We start from the raw sequence: 18,055 nt of genomic DNA, 5'->3' as shown, positions 1-18,055 counted from the left end.
TTTAATTAAGACAAGTAATAGGCGCGGTAGGCGGCCTCATAAGCTTCCCGCAAGGCATCCGTTTGCGCTAGAACCGGGCGCGAGCGTTCGACTAAATTCCTGCCTATCTCTACGGCTTCCCGGCGCAAGTCTTCTTCATCAAAAGCAAGGATACGCCCTTGTACCATTACCGGCCGACCGTCTATGAATACATCACGAACAGCAAGCCTGGTTTCATTCAAGATTAACTGGGCCGGTATATTGGTAGCCGGTGCCAGGGCCGGGCTATTATTAGATACAATTATTAGATCAGCCCGGTAACCGGGTTCTAATTTGCCAGTCACACCTCCCCAGCCCGTTGCCGCCGCGCCATTTACCGTAGCCATCTGCCAGAGATCACTAACCCCGGGCCATAACTTATAATCCGGCTCCTCCAGGCGTGCCAGCAAGCCGGCCCAACGCATGGTTTCTAACAGATTATGGCTAGTACCGCAGTTCAAGCCATCCGTGCCCAGGGCGACACGAATATTTTCCCGCAGATAAGCAATCAATGGCGCCCGCCCGCTGCCCAGCATGGCATTGCTGGCAGGGTTGTGGACTACCAGGCTGTCCCGCTCAGATAGTAATGCCCGTTCCTTTTCCTCCAACCAGATGGCGTGGGCGACTGCCGTTTTCGGTCCCAGCAACCCCGCTCTATCCAGCTTTGCAACCAGGCTGCTACCAGCCCGGCGGGCTGCCATCGCCTGCCATTTTGTTTCCAAAAGATGGGTATGGATGGTTAATTCATATTTCCTGGCCAGTTCGGCAGCCATTTCTAATAGTTCCATGCTGGCCCGCTGGGGAGCATTGGGACCCACCACAACCTGCATGGTGCCCCGGGGTTGGTGATATTCCTGTAGTGCTGCTAAATAAAATTCCCTGAAATCTTGAACCGATCGGGGTGGCGTCGCTTCAAGATTGCGGCGTAATTCCCGGGGTAACCGTTCGGCTACGCCGGGAACAACTAAATGCTCGTAAACATCGCTTAGCATTGGGGCCAGGCTAACCCGGAAGCCGGCCTGATTATAAGCCCTTGCTGCCGCTGCCAGCCGGGGTAAGTGAGGAAAATGGTCGAGACAGCTGGTAACGCCGGCATGAAGCATTTCCGCTACCCCGACGAGAACGCTAACGGCAATCTCCCGGTCGGTTAAAAGTCCTCCCAGGGCCACGGTAGCTGTTGACCATATTTCCAGGGGTTCCCCCCAGGTTGTACCTTTTAACAAGTTGGTATAGGAGTGATAGTGGGCATTAACCAGGCCGGGTAATAAGAGGCAATCCTTTACATCCCAGATCTCTTCCCCGGGTAGAGGCTTTATGCCGGGTGCCAGGGCATCAATATAAGCACCGTTAAGGCGTATATCGCCAGGCTGAAAACTTACAGTGCCGCCCTTAAGCTGGAATATATACCCGCCCTGCAAAAGCATGGTCATTTTGACAGCTGGCTTGCCCGGGCAGCCAGGGCGCTCTCATAAATAGCCTGGCATTGACAGCTACGTTCTTCCGGCACCAGGGTAATTGCCTTTAATAATAGCTGGCTCAGTTTAGCGCGGTTTTCCTGTACCACTCGTTTATGAGTATCCAGGTCCGGCGGCACATCGGAAATTCCCGCCGCCAGGTCGGTTACAATGGCCACAATGGCATAGCAGATTCCCAGTTCCCGGGCCAGGACCGCCTCGGTGGCATTGGTCATACCGACGACATCCATCCCCCACTGCCGGTATAACTTTATTTCCGCACTCGTTTCATACCTGGGACCATCGACACAAATATAGATGCCTTTTTCATGAAGGGATAAATCTATTTCTGTCGCCGCTTTCAGGAAATAAGCGCGTAGTTCCGGGCAATACGGCTCGCTCATATCTACTGAATATTTGTTAAAGCTTTTGGGTCTATTGGTGGTCACATCAACAAATTGATCTAATAAAACTAAATCGCCAACTTGCATCTGTGGGTTGAGGGAACCTACCGCCGAAGTGCCTAAGATCCGGGTAATCCCCAGTTCTTTGAGGGCCAGCATATTGGCCCTGTAATTTACCTGATGGGCCAAAAATTCATGGTTTTTACCGTGCCGCGGTAAAAAAATAATTTCTTTACCTTGATAGTGACCCCGCACTAGTTCAACCCTACCGTATTCATTGGTTACCTGCAGTGGTCGAACTTCATCTAAGAAATTATAAAAACCAGTTCCGCCAATGACCGCTATGGGCATCGGTTAACTCCTCTCCTTTATTTCAATAATCCCGGGAAAAAATATTTCTTACCGGCTTCTTGCTTTAAGGCATCCCATTCAGCAAGTAAACGCACCGCTTCATTGGCTGTTGCCACCGCCTTTTCAATTCCATCTCTCTTATACACTAATTCATCTTTGACCCGGTTGGCCACTACGGCAAAAACTGCCCCCGCCCGTAACTTAAAAAGCTGACTTAAGGTAAGAACCGTGGCAGCCTCCATCTCAAAATTGAGAACACCGGCTTTAATCATATCTTCAACAATATGATCCATAAAACTCTGCCGATAACCACCAAATCCGGGCCGACCTTGCCCGCAGTAAAAGGAAGCAGTCGTACAGGCCAGGCCAACATGATAAGGAATATTAAGGTTTTCCGCTGCTTGTATTAGGGCCAGTACTACCTCATAATGGGCCAGGGCCGGATAGGCAAGTTCTACGTATTGCGGACTGGTACCATCATGGCGCACCGCCCCAGCACAAATAATCAAATCGCCACAATTAATTTCTTCTTGTAAAGCTCCCGTAGTGCCAACTCTGATAAAGGTTTTTGCCCCCAGTTCGGCCAGCTCTTCCAGGGCACTGGCAGTAGACCCTCCCCCCGCACCGGTAGAACAGGCAGAAACTGGCGTCTTGCCAATTGTTCCCGTATAGGTCACATGTTCCCGGTAGCTACTTATAGCCCTTGAAGTATCCCACTTAGCTGCTATCAAGGGAACACGCTCTGGATCCCCCGGCAGGAGGACATATTCGGCAATATCACCGGGACGGCAGCGAATATGGTATTGAACTTTGTCCTCCGTTTGCGGCCTTAGAGCTCTGGTATTCCAGTTAACATTTTGTGTCACTTACATCACCTTTTCCTTTATAGATGCATACAAGTCTAAGATTGTTAGGGCCGTATCAATAATACCGTACGGCACCAGTTTACGGCTGAGTTCAGTTATCTGGGGGGGCAATAAACCGGATCGCTGTAAGATGCTATCGTCTTTAAACACTTCCCGGGGTAAACTGTCAGCAATAATTTCGCCATTACTCATTACTACGACCCGTTTATTCAATTCTCCCACCAGCATCATATCATGGGTAATAATTACTACTGTATGGCCTTCTTTTTCTAATTCGCAAATAAACTTCAACAGCTGCTGGCAGCCGGCATAATCCTGGCCCGTCGTCGGCTCGTCAAGAACAATTATCGCCGGGCGCATGGCCAGTATTGAAGCAATAGCCACCGTCTTACGCATACTGAGGTTAAGATCATAGGGATTGTCTTCCAGCTTATCTTTTAAATTAAAACGAATTACTACCTCTTTTACTCGTTGTTTAATCTCCTGTTCCGGTAATTTGAGATTCCGGCAACCAAAACTCAGCTCATCCCTGACTGTGGGCAAAAAGGTCTGGTGATTGGGGTTTTGAAAAACATAGCCTACTACCCTGGAAAGCCGGGCAATACTTACTTCTCTGGTATTCATTCCCTTTACCCAGACATTACCTGAAGTAGGCCTTAGGAGCCCGTTAAAGTGCTTAACCAGGGTCGTTTTACCAGAGCCGTTTTGCCCCAGTATGGCTACTACTTCTCCCTGCCGGACTGCCAGGTTAACACCTTTAAGGGCTTTAACACCTCCAGGGTAAACATGCACCAGGTTTTCCACCTTAATGATAGGTTCCATGTTTAACCCTCCCCATGGTCTTTTCTTTGCAGGTACTGCGCTAAACCTGCAACAGCTCCTTCTACGGTCAGGAAATAGTCAATGCCCGGGTATACATCTTGCTTCAATAAATGAGCTAGTTCCGTAACCTGAGGGGAACGAATGCCACAGGCTTTGAGCTTGTCTACCTGGGAAAATACTTCTTCAGGTGTACCAAAAGCCTGTTGCTCACCATTTGCCAGGACAAGGACCTTGTCACAGTATAGCGCCACCCGCTCTATTTCGTGTTCGATAATCACACCGGTAAATTTCCTGGCTTTAAGTTGGGAAAGAACTGTAAAAACTTCTGTTTTACCAGCAGGGTCCAGCATGGAGGTTGGCTCATCGAAAATCATTATCTTGGGTTGCATGGCCAGGACGGCTGCAATGGCCAGCCGTTGTTGCTGCCCTCCCGACAGGGCCAGGGGATTCCGCTCTTCAAAACCACTCAGGCCTACCATGGCCAGGGCTTCTTTGATGCGCTTAAGCATTTCATCTCGCGGTATACCGAGATTGGATAACCCCAGGGCAACCTCTTCCGCTACTGTCGTCTGGGAAAGCTGTACTTCCGGTTCCTGGAAAACAAGACCTGCATGGCGTACCATTTCGGCAATGGCGGTTTGAGGTACTTCTAAACCATCAACCTTTACGGAACCTTTTAATTCGCCGCCGATGACATTGGGGATTAATCCCATCAGGCACATGGCCAGGGTTGTTTTACCGGCGTTGTTGGAGCCAATAATTCCCAGGACTTCACCATAATCTATTTCAAAGGTAATATTTTTCAAAGCTGCTCCGGTGGTATCAGGGTAGAAATAGGTTAAATGGTCCACCTTAATTGCTTTGGCCGGCAAGACTGCCACCACCTTTAGTTACTAGTTTAGCTAGCCAGCTGGTACCAAAAAGAAGGGCAGTTACAATCCAGGACCCGTATAAAATGTTAATTAACATACCGGCGGTAGGCATAAAAGCAACGTTCCCAATAACTATCCTTAAAATAACTAACCCACCTAATAGAATACCAAGGATCAATAAAGTTACCCAGTCAAGAACTTTAAAGGCAACTTCATATAAATAGGTGCGCTTACCTTTAACGCTAAAGCCCCTGCATTCAAGAACATATGACAGGTCACGCATTTTAATAAAGGTAATTATAAATAGAGGTACAAAAACTGGAATTAAAGCTTTTATTCTATTAATCAAGCTGGAAGTAACATCCACACAACGCGCCTGCTGGGCCTCCATGACATTTTGGGCTTCCTTGAGCATCAGGGGTATTATTTGTAACGTTGCCAGGAGCATAAAAGCTATTACACTGGGAAAACCGCTTTTGATTAAGGCTGTCGACAGGTCGCTGGGTTTAGTGCTTACTACAAATAGCGCAGCGACAATACCTATGACCATTAAACGGCAGGCCATCACGGCCCCGTAAAGCAAGCTTTCCTGTTTGAAGGCCAGAGGGCCAAGCTGCAAAATAACGGTTTTACCGGTAGCGTTAAATAAACCATGAACAGTTAAGATAAAAATTGCAAAAAGGAGCATAAATTTGGCCGCTGAAATTAAAGCTTGCTGTAGCCTGCTAATTAAAGCCAGGAGAACCAGGCCAGCTAAAATGATTAATTGCATAGTAGGGTCATAAAAAAGGAACACAGCTATAATAACAAATAGCAGGAAGATAATTTTTGTCCTGGGGTCAAGGCGGTGCATCAAACCGTTTCCCGGTATATATAAAGTACCCACTTAATATCCCTCCAGGGATGGCTGGAAAGGAATTTACAATTCCTTTCCAGCCATAATCATTTTTTATTCTTCTCCTATTTCTAGCGACCTGGCGGTGAGTAAGCTCTTAATTTCTTTGGCATTGGGCAGGTATTTGTTGGGGAAGTATTTTAGGATTATCCAAACTAACCAGAACTGGATAGCCTTATCAACTACTGTAGGTCCGAGATTGGCCAGGAAAGAGGCGCTAAATACTTTTTGCCCGGCTGCCATTAGACCGGCAGTAAAGATATCGATGGTATTACCAGTAAAACCACCAAAAACATAGGTGGCGACTACAGCAGAAGCAGCAGAAGCTATCACCCCATCAATTACACCACCGATAATTACAAGATAAACTTTTCTAAACCACCCTATCCGGAAGAACATATAAGCCAGCAATAAGATAACCCACCCTACTACAGTAAAGGGGAAATAAGTCCAGCGAACTGTCAAAGCTAAAATTGTATTAGTTAGTAAACCTGTAACCATGCCCCAAATTGGTCCCAAAACAATGGCATTAATAATCGAGCCCATGTTATTTAAAAATAAAGGGATTTTAAGGGCTTCAACGACATAGTTGGCTACCCAGTTAAGGGCCACACCGGCGGGAATCATCGCCGCTACAAAGGTCATCCGGTTATTTTTCATCCTTATTCCTCCTCTGTCATTTTTTATAAGTTTGTTTATCATTATAATTTGCTAACCTATCTCATAAACATCACCTCCTAACAGGTCCAGTTGAATCCCTTACCACCAGTCGGGGTAAAAGGGTAACAACTTCTGGGGAACTACGGCGTCCATGAATTCTTTCGATAACCATTTCAGCCGCCCTGGCACCCATCTCCATCATAGGCTGGGCCACAGTAGTCAACTTGGGATAAGTTATAGTTGAAAGGTTAATATTATCATAACCAAGGATTGAAAGTTCGTTTGGTACTTCTATTCCCATTTCCCTGGCGGTCTCCAGGGCACCTATAGCTATTAAGTCATTGGCAGCAAAAATGGCTGTTGGAGGATTTTCCAGTTGTAAAAGCTCTTTTGCTTTTTGATAACCATTTTCAATTTTAAAAGCGCCACCCAGGATGAGTTTACTATCTCTTTTCATTCCGTTTTCAGCCAGATAATGATGGTAACCAGCAAGGCGCTCTCTGGAAGATAAGGTTGTCGGTAAACCGTAGATGAAACCAATGCGCTTGTGGCCCAAAGATGTGAGATATTTCATGGCTTCTGTTGTACCAAGATAGTTATTTACTAAAACGGTATCGATAGCACAGCCTTCTATCCTGCTCCCTATTAACACCATGGGAAAATCAGGTTGTTCCTGATAAAGCTTCTTTATGTTGTTATTGTTAATTTCCGGTGTAGTAAAAATGATGCCATCGATTCTTTTTTGGCGTAAAATGGCAATATAAGCAGCTTCTTTTTTAAGATTATTATCAGTGTTGCAGACAATTACGTTGAAATGATTCTCAGCCGCTTTATCTTCTACCGCCCTGGCTATCTCGGCATAAAAAGGGTTGGCAATATCGGCGATAATCAAGCCCAGTGTATGGGTATTTTTTTTCATCAGAGCTGCTGCGAGTAAATTGCGTTCATATCCCAGTTCTTCTATCGCCTGTAAAACGCGTTCCCGGTTACTTTCCTTTACCCGGGAACTGTTATTTAGGACCCGGGATACGGTGGAAATTGACACCCCGGCCTTTTTGGCCACGTCATAAATAGTTGCCCCGGCCATAGCCCTTCCTCCAGAAAGCGCTTTCAGTAACTGGTAAAAAAATTTACGTAATGAAAGCGCTTTCTTTTCTTTGTAAAGAATGTATTCGACACTATTTAAAAGAATCCTTCTTTATTTGCTAAAAAAATTAATCCATGGTTAACAAAAGGAGTCCTGGCCAGAGATACAAGAAAACAGAAATATTTAAGCCGAAAATACCTGCAGGGGCCGTGTTTCCCGGCGGTAGAGGTGCAACAAACCCAGGGCCGGAGCTACCAGGTCCTGCAATTTACCGCCTGGTACCAGGCCATATTCCAGCAGCGACTGGTAGAGGATAAAATTAATAAACTGGCTGTATCTTAAACCGGAAGCCATGGCCATGGTCGTTAAGGAAGCCATAGGACTCAAGGAGGGAGTCCCGTTCACATCAATGATATAGACCACTCCCTCGCTATCAGAGCGCAGGTCAATCCTTAAGGCATCCTTGGCTCCAATGGCCGCCAGCACTTTGACGGCCAGTTCGCTTAAAAAATTATAACGCCTGTCCTCCGGGAAAATATTTTCTATTTCATTCGGCTTCCCCTTGACGGTAGTAGTCCTGACTTCCCGGGAAAGAAATGCTAAGGGAGGCAAGACGTAGCAGGGCGACCGGCCAATAAGGCCCACGGTAAACTCCTGTCCCGGGAGGTATTTTTCTACCAAAACAGGCAGCTCACCCAGGGTTTCCCGCAGGCTATTTACCTGGCGCTCCAGCCGGGAAAAATCATACACGACCGAAGCGTCACTGATGCCAATACTGTTACCGCCGCCATTGGGTTTAACAAATAGAGGGAATCCCAGTTCCGCCACTGCCCGGGCCAGCTGTTGCCGCAGCAACCCCCGGGCCGGTTCTAGCACCCGGTAGGATGGTACCGGCAAACCGTGTTGCTGTAAAACTTGATAGGTAAGGTTTTTGTGGCGGCATATTTCCATGGCCGCCGTGGGAGAATGGCTGGTAGGAATGCCGTACTGTTGCAGTAAAAACCGGACCGTGGCAGCGCCGCTCCCATCATACAGGGTATGGGGCTCGTCGAGAAAACCTTCGGCCAGGACAAAGGCCAGGTGGGGAGCCGGCAGGCGGGAAAGGGATTTCTCCAGCTGGTGACGGCTGCGGACATTAACAGGGTAAACCTCGTTGCCGCCTTCCAGTAACGCCCGGTAAATCTGGCGTACTGTCTCCCAGGAGAGACAATCACTGTAGGGTCCCCGGCGCTCCCGGGCGGGGACAGCATTGAAAAGAAACAGTATGCGCAGCAAAAAGTTCCTCCTCCCTGCTTTTACCGGTAACCTGTTGTTGATAAAACCACCATATTATACCATATATATGGCAGCCATTTAAATATTTGCTCGTCCATAGCTTAATTGGCATTAATTGTCAGGTCCAAATACAAATTAATAACTGCTGCAAACCATTTTTAACAAAAATACAAAGACGCCCGGAGTAGTCTTACCGGGCGCAGTCTTTAATTTTAAAAGGCGCATCTTTCACCTAAGATTTAATCTTGAGGAGCACGACCTGGAGTAAATTATTTCTCGCTAAACACCACGTTCAGGTTAGCCTGTAAAAAACCTTCTTTCATTGCAACAAAGCTATAACTCCCGGCCACCTTGGCCGTAAACCGTATTTTACCTGCAGCATCCGTTGCGCCCAAGTTGCGGCTGCCTTCCTGGACAATAACATACTCCCCCGCTACATAGCCTTCCCGGTCGTCCTGGAGGCGCACCTGCAGCCAGCCATTTTCCAGCCTGGCCAGGATAGCCAGCCGGTAACCTTTCGGTACCTGGGTAATGGCTTTATGCCCAGTTCCCGGACCTGTCCTTACATAGAGGGCTCGTGCCGTTACCTGGCCTAATGTCGCCGCTGGCTGGATTTGCTGGACCACCGCCCCCGCTACCGGCGCACCGTTGTGGCGGACGACCAGGGTTACCTCCTGCCCGGCTACGGGCTGGCCATCTAGAGCCAGAGCCAGCTCCAGGGCGGGGTTGATTGCAGCTACAGCTTCCCGGTCACCCAGCCTGACCTTGACCCAGGCATTACTCGCTATCTTGGCCAGTACCAGTTGCCCCTTTTCCGGGTCAAACCGGCCCAGCCCTTCGCTGGCCGTCCACCGGTACAAAGAGCTGTCCACATAGATTTCGTTGCCTCCGGCATCAAAGGCCGTTACTGTAAACTGCTGGACAGCACCGGGCTGCAGGGTGGCAATGGCCGGGGTAATTTCCAGCCTGTATACCTTATCGACGACAGTAACCCTGGAGGTAGCTTTTACCATCCCTGCCCGGGCGGTAATCTCACCCTGGCCGGGATGTTCGGCCTGGAACAGGCCGGGGGAGATAAAGCGGCCCACATTCCCCGCCACGTGCCAGGTCACACCGGCAGGTACCGGGGCAGGGTTATAATAATTATCCTGGGCCTTGAGGCTGAATTGCACTTTACTGCCTTTATACACCTTTATTGCGCCCGGAAGAAGGTATAAATGGCTGAGTTGACCCCGGGGGGCAGTAGAAAAAACCACCAGGCCATTGGTAACCGGCCTTTCCTGACCGTCGGAGGGTTTGTTTAAAATCGATAGCTCGTACTCGCCGGCATTACGGGCCGCCAGCACTGATGAACCGCCACCATCAAGGTTCAGGGCCGCAACCATCCCCCTGGCCTGCATAAATGCGGCCAGTTCGTAAAGGGTCATACCATTACTGTAGCCGGGCTGGCGGCCATCGGCTACCACTATCTCGAGGCGCCCATCCTTCGTGAGGCCAACAGCCGTCCGGGGGTGGCGGGACCTTACCAGGGGGTCCGTGCTGTTCGCGGGCAGGACGACCTGCCCGTTTTGCAGGATAATCTCATGGCCGCCCACGGCCTGGATAACATCATGCCAGCGGGTATCGGTAAATCTGATGGTGAAATTAACCTTGTCGCCAGCATGAAGCTGTTGTAAAAACTCCTGGGCCTTCCCGTGGCCGGAGAGTACTACCCCGTCCGGCGGGATGGGGTTATTACCCTTGGCGTCAATCCTGGCGGCCACGGTGCCGGTATATGTACGGCCTGCTTTAACGGGCAGGTCAACACCTTTTAGAATTATTTCCGTGCCGTAGTCATTGGTACCGGTGCGGGCCGCAAAGGCCGGGGTATAGAGGACCAGCATGTCGGCCCCCCTTTCCCGGTTGACGTGGGCGATGGGGTAAGTGTAAACCACCCGGGCCACGCTTCCTCCTTTCCCCGGTATTTCCCTGGTCACCGTCAGGTAGGCGGCCATGACAGGAGTACCGATAATGGCTTTTTTATCCCTGGTCAACCCCAGGGCTGGAAACCCCTGGGGGCTGATTAGCAGCTCGCCGTTGCTTATTTGCAGGCCGATGGGCAAGTAAGGCACCTGGGTGCTGTAGAAATCACCATTTGTTGCCGCTACTGCGGCCTTACCTTCCTTAGCCAGCCGGGCAGCCATAGCCGTGGGTCTTTCCTGGTCAAGGGCCAGGTTGCCGTGAGATAAGACTGTCTCCAGAACCGTAAACCTGTCCCGGGGATCGATAGTTAAGACCTTCAGCGCTTCCTTATAGTCGGGAGTACTGATTTTATAGGCCGAATACTGCACACCTGTGGCCAGGGGGACTTCCTCTACCTCTGGTACTACCTGCCAGGCAGCGGCTGCCAGGGATAACAGTGGGTTGGCCAGTAAGCCGAAAGCCAGGAAAATAACCAGCAAGATAGATGAAAACCTTTTGCTATTATAACTCATAATTATTCCTCCGTCTTTGACCCGAACTGCTCCCTGCTTTACTCAGGCCGCTCCATCGCTCGCCGTCAGACTAAAGCCGGCCCTTATTTTCATACTTTTCGCCGGAAGGGGCAGAAATATGAAGACCCTGCATTTATATTAGACGTTCTCAGGGGCCGGTAGGTTCCCTAAAAAATTGGCGACCTGTCCGGAAGCACGGACAGGTCGCAATATTAACAGGATACCAGAACCGGGGTAAAATTTACATAATCGGCAGCCACCAGGTGAAAGTTAATGCCCCATTCCTTCCCCACCAGGGCCCTTTCCTGGTCGGCGCCGTGGAGGTGACCGTAATAACAGTGACTGACGCCATAGCTCTGCATTAGCGTTATAAAATCGGTCGCTTCACCGCGGCAGGCCGGGGGAAAATGCATCATCACGGCCAGGGGCTCTTCCCGGCGTAACTTCTGCACTCCATCCAGGGCCATCTCCAGGCGCAAGACCTCCCGCCGGTAAACTTTTCCATCAGTCTCTGCATTAAAAAGGGGGTGCCGGGGAACCAGCCAGCCCCGGGTGCCGCAGACGGCCACCCCGGCAATGATTTCCGGCTTTAAAAGGGCAACATCCGCATCAAGGATGGTCGCCGCCATCTTGCGCTCCGTCTGCCACCAGTAGTCGTGGTTCCCTTTCAGGATGCGCTTGGACCCCGGCAGGGTCTTGAGGAACTGCAGGTCGGGCAGGGCATCCTCGAGGCGCATGCCCCAGCTAATATCTCCCAGGATTAAAACTGTATCCCCGGGGTGCACCACCCTCTGCCAGCGGTCGGCCAGCTTGGCCCGGTGGTTTTCCCATGCCGGCCCAAACATGGCCATATCGCGGCCCAGGTGCAAATCAGCGATGGCAAATAATGCCACTCCTACCCCTCCGCCAGGTAGCTACGCCTTCTCCAGCTCCCTTACTATGGCGTCGGCCATCTCGCTGGTACCGGCACTGCCTCCCAGGTCATAAGTCAGGTATTTTCCTTCGGCCAGGACAGCCAGGATGGCCTTTTGAATCCTGCCGGCAGCCTCCTTTTTGCCTAAATGCTCCAGCATCATCACCCCGGAGAGGATGGTTGCCAGGGGGTTAACCTTATTCTGGCCGGCATATTTGGGCGCACTGCCATGTATAGGTTCAAAAACGGCCGCCCGGTCGCCGATATTCGCCCCCGGGGCCACGCCCAGGCCGCCTACCAGGCCGGCGCAGAGGTCGGAGAGGATATCGCCGTAGAGGTTGGGCAAAACCAGGACATCATATTGGTCCGGTTTCTGCACCAGCTGCATGCTCAGGTTGTCCACAATGCGGTCGTCAGCAGTTAAATCGGGATAATCTTTAGCCACTTCATAAAAAGTCCGCAGGAAGAGACCATCGCTGAATTTCATGATATTGGCCTTGTGCCCGGCCGTCACCCTCTTCCTGCTATTACGGCGGGCATATTCAAAGGCCGCCCGGGCAATACGCTCGGAACCTTTGCGGGTGATGATTTTGATGCTTTCCGCCGCTTCTTCTCCTACCATGTGCTCTATGCCGGCATAGAGATCTTCCGTGTTCTCCCGGAAAATAACCAAATCGACACCCTGGTAACGGGAGGGTACATTGGGCAGGTTACGGGCCGGGCGAATATTGGCATAAAGGTCAAGTTCCTTCCGTAAAGCAACATTGACGCTGCGGAAACCGGTACCCACCGGGGTGGTGATGGGCCCTTTGAGGGCCACACCGTTTTTACGAATGGAAGCCAGGGTTTCCTCCGGTAATACGCTGCCGTGCTTCTCCAGGGCCGTCTCCCCGGCCGCCATTACTTCCCATTCCAGCCCGGCCCCGCTGGCATCCAGGACCCGCCGGGCCGCAGCAATCACTTCCGGGCCGGTACCATCACCAGGTATCAGGGTAACAACATGCTTCAACAAAAGCCACCTCCAGAAAATCTCATTACCCCATTATTATACGGTTTTGTCCGCCCGGAGAACAAGCCCCTGTACGGCGTTAACGCCCACCATCAGAGAAATAAAAATAACAGGCTGGCATTTGTTGGGAGCGAATAGAAACAATGCCAGCCTAAAAATCGTCCCCCGGGCAATATAATTTACCACCTACAATCTATTTTACCGGCGCTTGAGGATGACTATAGGGGTCTGCTCATCTTCATTACCAAAGGGGTTATCCCGTAAGGCCTCAATTACTGCTTGCCGGTAGCTGTTATCAGTGATGCCCAGGATGTCCACACACCTTTTATCATTGACATCGGCAATCACGGCTTCCGCCCCGGTGGCTTTTTTAATGGCCTGCACCAGGCGGCCCGGGTTTTTAGGCCCCATAACGATATGCCGCTCGTAGGGGTACATGGTACCGGCTATATCGTCGATCAGGGCCAACTCGCGCCCGGCCACAATGTAGAAAAGGCCTTTTTTCTTGATTAACCGGCCCAGGGCGGCAGCGGCACACCCGGCCAGGATGCGCGCCGTACCTACTTCTTCGATGGCCAGCTGCATGGCCGGCGGGGTGGCGAGGCTCCCGTCTTTACCGGGGAAACGGCTTAAAAAACGGGCCAGCCTGCCGGGGCGGACCGTTTCCGGTAAAATGGCCCGGCCCTGGGTAATGGCCACGACGCTTTCCGCCAGGCAGATAAAATCGCCGGGCGCGGCAATGCCGGCGCTATATTTCCGGGCCAGGTCAACTACATCATCTTTTTCAGTAACGATGTGGGTGCGGATGGGTATTTTATGGAAAAAGATTTTTGCCTGCTTCCTGGCCATAGGCTTATTTCCCCCGCCGGAAATGTTGTTTGATAGCCACGGCGGTAGCCAGGGCTACCTTCTGGTGGAAATAGGGGTTGCGTAACAAACCTTCATCGACCCAGCTGGTAATGGCTACCGGTTCCAGCCGCAAGCCAGGTACCTCCCCGAGGCGGGCCAGCTCCTCGTCGGCTTTTATCCCCCGTACCGGGGTCTTAACCCTGGCCACAATTCTCTCTAAAACCTTAGCCGCCAGTTCCTCATTACCCCGTGAGGTGGGATTATACAGGACGGCCGTCCCCCGCTGGCCTGCATCCGCCGCCCCGTGCTCATGGACGCTGATAAAGCAAAAAGTTGCCGGGGTAACTTTCAGCAGGCGTTCCTCCCAGGAGGGGTTCTCCTCCTCCGCGCGGGTCCAGATCACCCGGGCTTTGAACCCTTCCAGGACCCGCGCCAGTTCCAGGGCGGTCTTCCAGGCCATATCCCGCTCCCAGAGATTCACCGGTCCCCGCCAGCCGCCATCGGTCCCCCCGTGGCCCGGGTCAAGGATAATTACTTTATCCCGGTAAAATTCCTGCAGGGGCCGGCGGCTGAAGCGCAACACCACCCGGTAGGGAATCCCTTTTACGGCAGTCAACGTCGCCCGGACGGCTTCATCAAGGGTAATGTTAAAAGTAACCTGCCCTTCACCCGGCTCAACCGTTACTTCCCGGAGAATACCGTCCTGGACATAAAGGGGGCCAGGGTACATATTCAGGAGGGCCCGCAGGGTCACCCGGCAGGCACCCGGTTCAGGGTAGTCGATTACCACGGCAGGCGGGGCAGTAGCTTCAATGGTAACGGTGCTGAACTGCTCTTCTCCCTCCAGGATTACCTTGCTATAGAGATTGGTCAGCCGGGGGGTGGGGGGCAACTTCTTCACCTCGCTAACAATGTTCACAGGCAGGCGCTGGACCACCCGCTATCATTCATATGCCAGGAGTCCCCCTAAAAGAATAACTGGTGTATTTTACAAGCTTCAATTATACTCTTTTCATTAATATTTTCAAGTTAAACCCTGTAAACCGCAGAAAATAATTGGCCGGTAGCGCAATATCCTTGCAACTCCAGGCTTAAAGTTCTAAAATAAACCTGGAGGCGAGGTAAATGTTTGTAGGACTGGATATGGGTGGGACCCATACCGATGCTGTCCTCATTGCCGGGGGCCGCATCCTGCGCCACTATAAAACAAATACCGACCCGGAAGACTACCTCGGCACCGTTACCCGGGCCCTGGAAGCTATCCTGGCCGGTATCAATCCCTCCTCAATCAAGCGCCTCAATTTAAGCACAACCATCTGTACCAACGCCATCGTTACCGGCCGCTCCAGCCCCGTAGGTTTACTCCTGGAGCCGGGGCCGGGCTTAAATCCCGCTCTACTCGCCTGCGGCCAGAAAAACTTTATCCTTTCGGGGTCCATCGACCACCGCGGCCGCCCTACCAGCCCGCTGGTAGAGGCGGAGATTAAGGCTGCCGACAGGGAGTTGCAGCAGGCCGGCATCCGCCACCTGGCCATTGCCGGCAAGTTTTCCACCCGTAATCCGGAACATGAACTGGCTATAAAGGAGGCCCTCTCCCCTGGCTACGATTTTATAACCATGGGCCACCGCCTGTCAGGTTGGTTAAACTTCCCCCGCCGGGTCTTTACCGCCTACCTGAATAGCGCCGTCGCTGCTACCTATAGTTCCTTTGCGGCCGCCATTGAAACTTTTACTACCAAAAAGAAATTACCCGTTGCACCCGATATTTTAAAGGCCGATGGCGGCACCCTGTCCCTGGAGGCCTCCCAGTCCTTACCCGTAGAGACTATCCTTTCCGGCCCTGCGGCCAGCATCATGGGCGCCCTGGCCCTGGCGCCAACTTGGCAAGATGCCATCATCCTGGATATAGGCGGGACAACCACTGATATTGCCTTCCTGGCCGGCGGTGTGCCTCTCTATGAACCCCAGGGCATAAGTCTCGCCGGCTACCCAACCCTGGTGCGGGCGCTGTTCAGTTACTCCCTGGGCCTGGGGGGCGACAGCTGCCTGCAGGTACAGGAGGGCCGTTTAACCATCGGCCCCGGCCGCCAGGGGCCGGCCCGGGCCCTGGGCGGCCCGGCCGTTACCCCTACCGATGCCCTCATTACCCTGGGCCGCCTGGACCTGGGGGATAAGGCTGCCGCTCGCCAGGGCATAGCCGAACTGGGCGATAAGCTGGGACTTGGTACACTGCATATGGCCGCTGCGATCTTGCAGCAAATGGCGGGGGAAATTGCCCGGCAAAGCCGCGCCCTGCTGGCTAAAATCAACAGCCGGCCGGTCTACACCGTCCGCGAAGTGCTGGCAGGCAAACAATTACAACCCGCCCAGGTGATTGTCATTGGCGCCCCGGCACCCCTCCTGGCGGCCGAGCTGGAAGCTGCTTTCGGCCTCCCGGTCATCGTCCCTCACCTGGCCGGGGTAGCCAATGCCATTGGGGCAGCTTTAAGCCAGCCCACTACGGAATTGACCCTCCTGGCCGACACCGAACAGGGATTGCTAACTGTTCCCGAAGAGGGCCTCCGGGAAAAGATCCCCGCCGGCTTTAACCTGGAGCGGGCCCGTAATCGCGCCCTGGAGCTTTTACGCGAGCGTCTCGTGCGCCTGGCCCCGGAAGTGGCCGGCACCGAGCTGGAAGTAGTGGAAGAACAATCCTTTAACATGGTTTCCGGTTTTTATACTACCGGTAAAAATATCCGGGTAAAAGTTCAGGTTAAACCCCGGGTCACCCCCCTGAAGGGAGATGCGGATGATGTATAAAGCCGCCCGTCGCCTGGGCCTGGTCTTTTTCCCGGCCTTTGACTGGGCCATCAGCCCTACCCACCCGGAACGGGAAGAGCGGCTCCTCTATACCCAGGACCAGGTCCTGGAAGAAGGCATCCTCGATATCGACGGCATCTATGAATACCGCCCCCGCCTGGCAACAGTGGCCGATGTGGAAAGGGTGCACGTCTGTGTTCCTGATGTCATGTCCCGGGTCACCGCATCTCACCTGATAGCCGCCGGCGGCGCTATAGTGGCTGCCGAAGCCGTCCTCAAGGGTGAGGTAGATAAAGCCTTTGCCATTGTCCGGCCGCCGGGGCACCATGCCCTGCGCATTGTCCACGGCGCCCGGGGGTTCTGCAATATTAATATAGAAGCCATTATGATCGAATATATCCGCCGCCATTATGGTAAAAAGCGCATCGCCATTGTGGATACCGACTGCCACCACGGCGACGGCAGCCAGGACATCTACTGGCATGATCCAGACACCCTTTATATTTCTTTGCACCAGGACGGGCGTACCCTCTACCCGGGCACCGGTTTCCTGGATGAGTTCGGGGGACCGAACGCCTTTGGCTATAATTTAAACCTGCCCCTGCCGCCCGAGACAGGCGAAGAAGGCTTCCTCTACGCCCTGGACCATTTCATCCTGCCCGTACTGGCCGATTTTAAACCCGATCTGGTCATCAATTCCGCCGGCCAGGATAACCATTATACCGATCCCATCACCAACATGCGTTTTTCGGCCCAGGGTTACGCCCGCCTGAATGACCGCCTGCAACCGGATATCGCCGTCTTAGAGGGTGGCTACTCCATCGAAGGTGCCCTGCCCTATGTCAATGTGGGGATTATCCTGGCCCTGGCCGGCCTGGATTACTCCGGCATCCGCGAGCCTGACTACAGCCCGGCCAGGGTGGCCCAGTCCTCCCGGGTCAGCGATTACATCGCCCGCCTGTGCGATGAAACTTATAAGGCCTGGCAGCAGCGGGAAACCTTGCGGGCGGCCTATGTCCGGGATAAAAAAGAAATCAGCCGCCGGCGCCAGATCTATTACGACACCGAGGGGCTGATGGAAACCCAGGAAGAAACAACGCTAGTATGTGATTCTTGCGGCGGGCTGACCTGGATCGATTCCCGTACCGACAGGGGCCGGCACATCCTGGCCATTTTTATCCCCCGCGACGCCTGCCGCCGCTGCCAGGAAGAAGGCCACGCCCTCTTTGAGCGCGCCTCTGCCGGGGCTTACAGGGACGGTATCTACCTCCAGGACCGGGTGGCGGATCAGCTGTTAAAGAAATAAT

General features: G+C 52.5%; 16 protein-coding genes. 2 read left to right on the top strand and 14 right to left on the bottom strand.

Annotated elements, in window-relative coordinates; all coding sequences use genetic code 11:
• Positions 1-5: 5 nt before the first annotated feature.
• From MGLY_RS12350 to MGLY_RS12285, 14 genes are all read right to left on the bottom strand, one after another.
• On the bottom strand, positions 6-1,448 hold the full coding sequence (locus tag MGLY_RS12350; protein WP_156274264.1) for an amidohydrolase family protein: 1,443 nt from the start codon (positions 1,446-1,448) through the stop codon (positions 6-8).
• Complete coding sequence (locus MGLY_RS12345) at positions 1,445-2,227, bottom strand: MTAP family purine nucleoside phosphorylase (RefSeq protein WP_156274262.1); 783 nt, start codon at positions 2,225-2,227, stop codon at positions 1,445-1,447. The genes MGLY_RS12350 and MGLY_RS12345 overlap by 4 nt, the downstream gene beginning before the upstream one ends.
• Positions 2,228-2,244: 17 nt before the next feature.
• Positions 2,245-3,093: a uridine phosphorylase gene (gene udp, locus MGLY_RS12340; protein ID WP_156274260.1), complete on the bottom strand. Its 849-nt coding sequence runs from the start codon at positions 3,091-3,093 to the stop codon at positions 2,245-2,247.
• Positions 3,094-3,915 carry an energy-coupling factor ABC transporter ATP-binding protein gene (locus tag MGLY_RS12335; protein WP_156274258.1) on the bottom strand — a complete coding sequence of 274 codons (822 nt, stop codon included), beginning with the start codon at positions 3,913-3,915 and terminating at the stop codon, positions 3,094-3,096.
• Between the two features lie 2 nt (positions 3,916-3,917).
• Entirely contained in the window at positions 3,918-4,787 is an 870-nt protein-coding gene (locus MGLY_RS12330; RefSeq protein WP_170291057.1) for an energy-coupling factor ABC transporter ATP-binding protein, read from the bottom strand.
• Complete coding sequence (locus tag MGLY_RS12325) at positions 4,768-5,640, bottom strand: energy-coupling factor transporter transmembrane component T family protein (RefSeq protein WP_246187495.1); 873 nt, start codon at positions 5,638-5,640, stop codon at positions 4,768-4,770. Before MGLY_RS12325 ends, MGLY_RS12330 begins: the two co-directional genes overlap by 20 nt.
• A 96-nt stretch (positions 5,641-5,736) precedes the next feature.
• Positions 5,737-6,342: a hypothetical protein gene (locus tag MGLY_RS12320; protein WP_156274252.1), complete on the bottom strand. Its 606-nt coding sequence runs from the start codon at positions 6,340-6,342 to the stop codon at positions 5,737-5,739.
• 70 nt (positions 6,343-6,412) lie between these two features.
• Positions 6,413-7,429: a LacI family DNA-binding transcriptional regulator gene (locus MGLY_RS12315; protein ID WP_156274250.1), complete on the bottom strand. Its 1,017-nt coding sequence runs from the start codon at positions 7,427-7,429 to the stop codon at positions 6,413-6,415.
• 183 nt (positions 7,430-7,612) lie between these two features.
• Entirely contained in the window at positions 7,613-8,704 is a 1,092-nt protein-coding gene (locus MGLY_RS12310; RefSeq protein ID WP_156274248.1) for a D-alanine--D-alanine ligase family protein, read from the bottom strand.
• 269 nt (positions 8,705-8,973) lie between these two features.
• The gene (locus tag MGLY_RS12305) at positions 8,974-11,178 is read right to left on the bottom strand and encodes a phosphodiester glycosidase family protein (RefSeq protein WP_156274246.1); all 2,205 of its coding nucleotides are present in this window, start codon (positions 11,176-11,178) and stop codon (positions 8,974-8,976) included.
• A gap of 212 nt (positions 11,179-11,390) precedes the next feature.
• Positions 11,391-12,071, bottom strand: coding sequence for a metallophosphoesterase (locus MGLY_RS12300; protein ID WP_156274244.1), 681 nt, complete (start codon positions 12,069-12,071; stop codon positions 11,391-11,393).
• A 21-nt stretch (positions 12,072-12,092) separates the two neighbouring features.
• Positions 12,093-13,100, bottom strand: coding sequence for an isocitrate/isopropylmalate dehydrogenase family protein (locus MGLY_RS12295; RefSeq protein WP_170291056.1), 1,008 nt, complete (start codon positions 13,098-13,100; stop codon positions 12,093-12,095).
• A 198-nt stretch (positions 13,101-13,298) separates the two neighbouring features.
• Positions 13,299-13,949, bottom strand: a complete 651-nt coding sequence (locus MGLY_RS12290) for a coenzyme F420-0:L-glutamate ligase (RefSeq protein WP_156274240.1) — start codon at positions 13,947-13,949, stop codon at positions 13,299-13,301.
• Positions 13,950-13,953: 4 nt separating this feature from the next.
• Positions 13,954-14,886 carry an N-acetylmuramoyl-L-alanine amidase gene (locus MGLY_RS12285; RefSeq protein WP_170291055.1) on the bottom strand — a complete coding sequence of 311 codons (933 nt, stop codon included), beginning with the start codon at positions 14,884-14,886 and terminating at the stop codon, positions 13,954-13,956.
• Between the two features lie 188 nt (positions 14,887-15,074).
• Between MGLY_RS12285 and MGLY_RS12280 the strand changes: the two genes are divergently transcribed.
• Together MGLY_RS12280 and MGLY_RS12275 are read left to right on the top strand one after the other, a co-directional pair.
• Positions 15,075-16,748, top strand: a complete 1,674-nt coding sequence (locus tag MGLY_RS12280) for a hydantoinase/oxoprolinase family protein (protein ID WP_156274238.1) — start codon at positions 15,075-15,077, stop codon at positions 16,746-16,748.
• Positions 16,741-18,054, top strand: a complete 1,314-nt coding sequence (locus MGLY_RS12275) for a histone deacetylase family protein (RefSeq protein WP_156276421.1) — start codon at positions 16,741-16,743, stop codon at positions 18,052-18,054. The genes MGLY_RS12280 and MGLY_RS12275 overlap by 8 nt, the downstream gene beginning before the upstream one ends.
• The last annotated feature ends 1 nt before the right edge of the window (position 18,055 follow it).

It is taken from the genome of Moorella glycerini (genome assembly GCF_009735625.1).
Taxonomy (GTDB): domain Bacteria; phylum Bacillota; class DSM-521; order Neomoorellales; family Neomoorellaceae; genus Neomoorella; species Neomoorella glycerini.
Note: the sequence above shows the minus strand (reverse complement) of the source record. Positions and strands in the feature narration are given on the sequence as shown.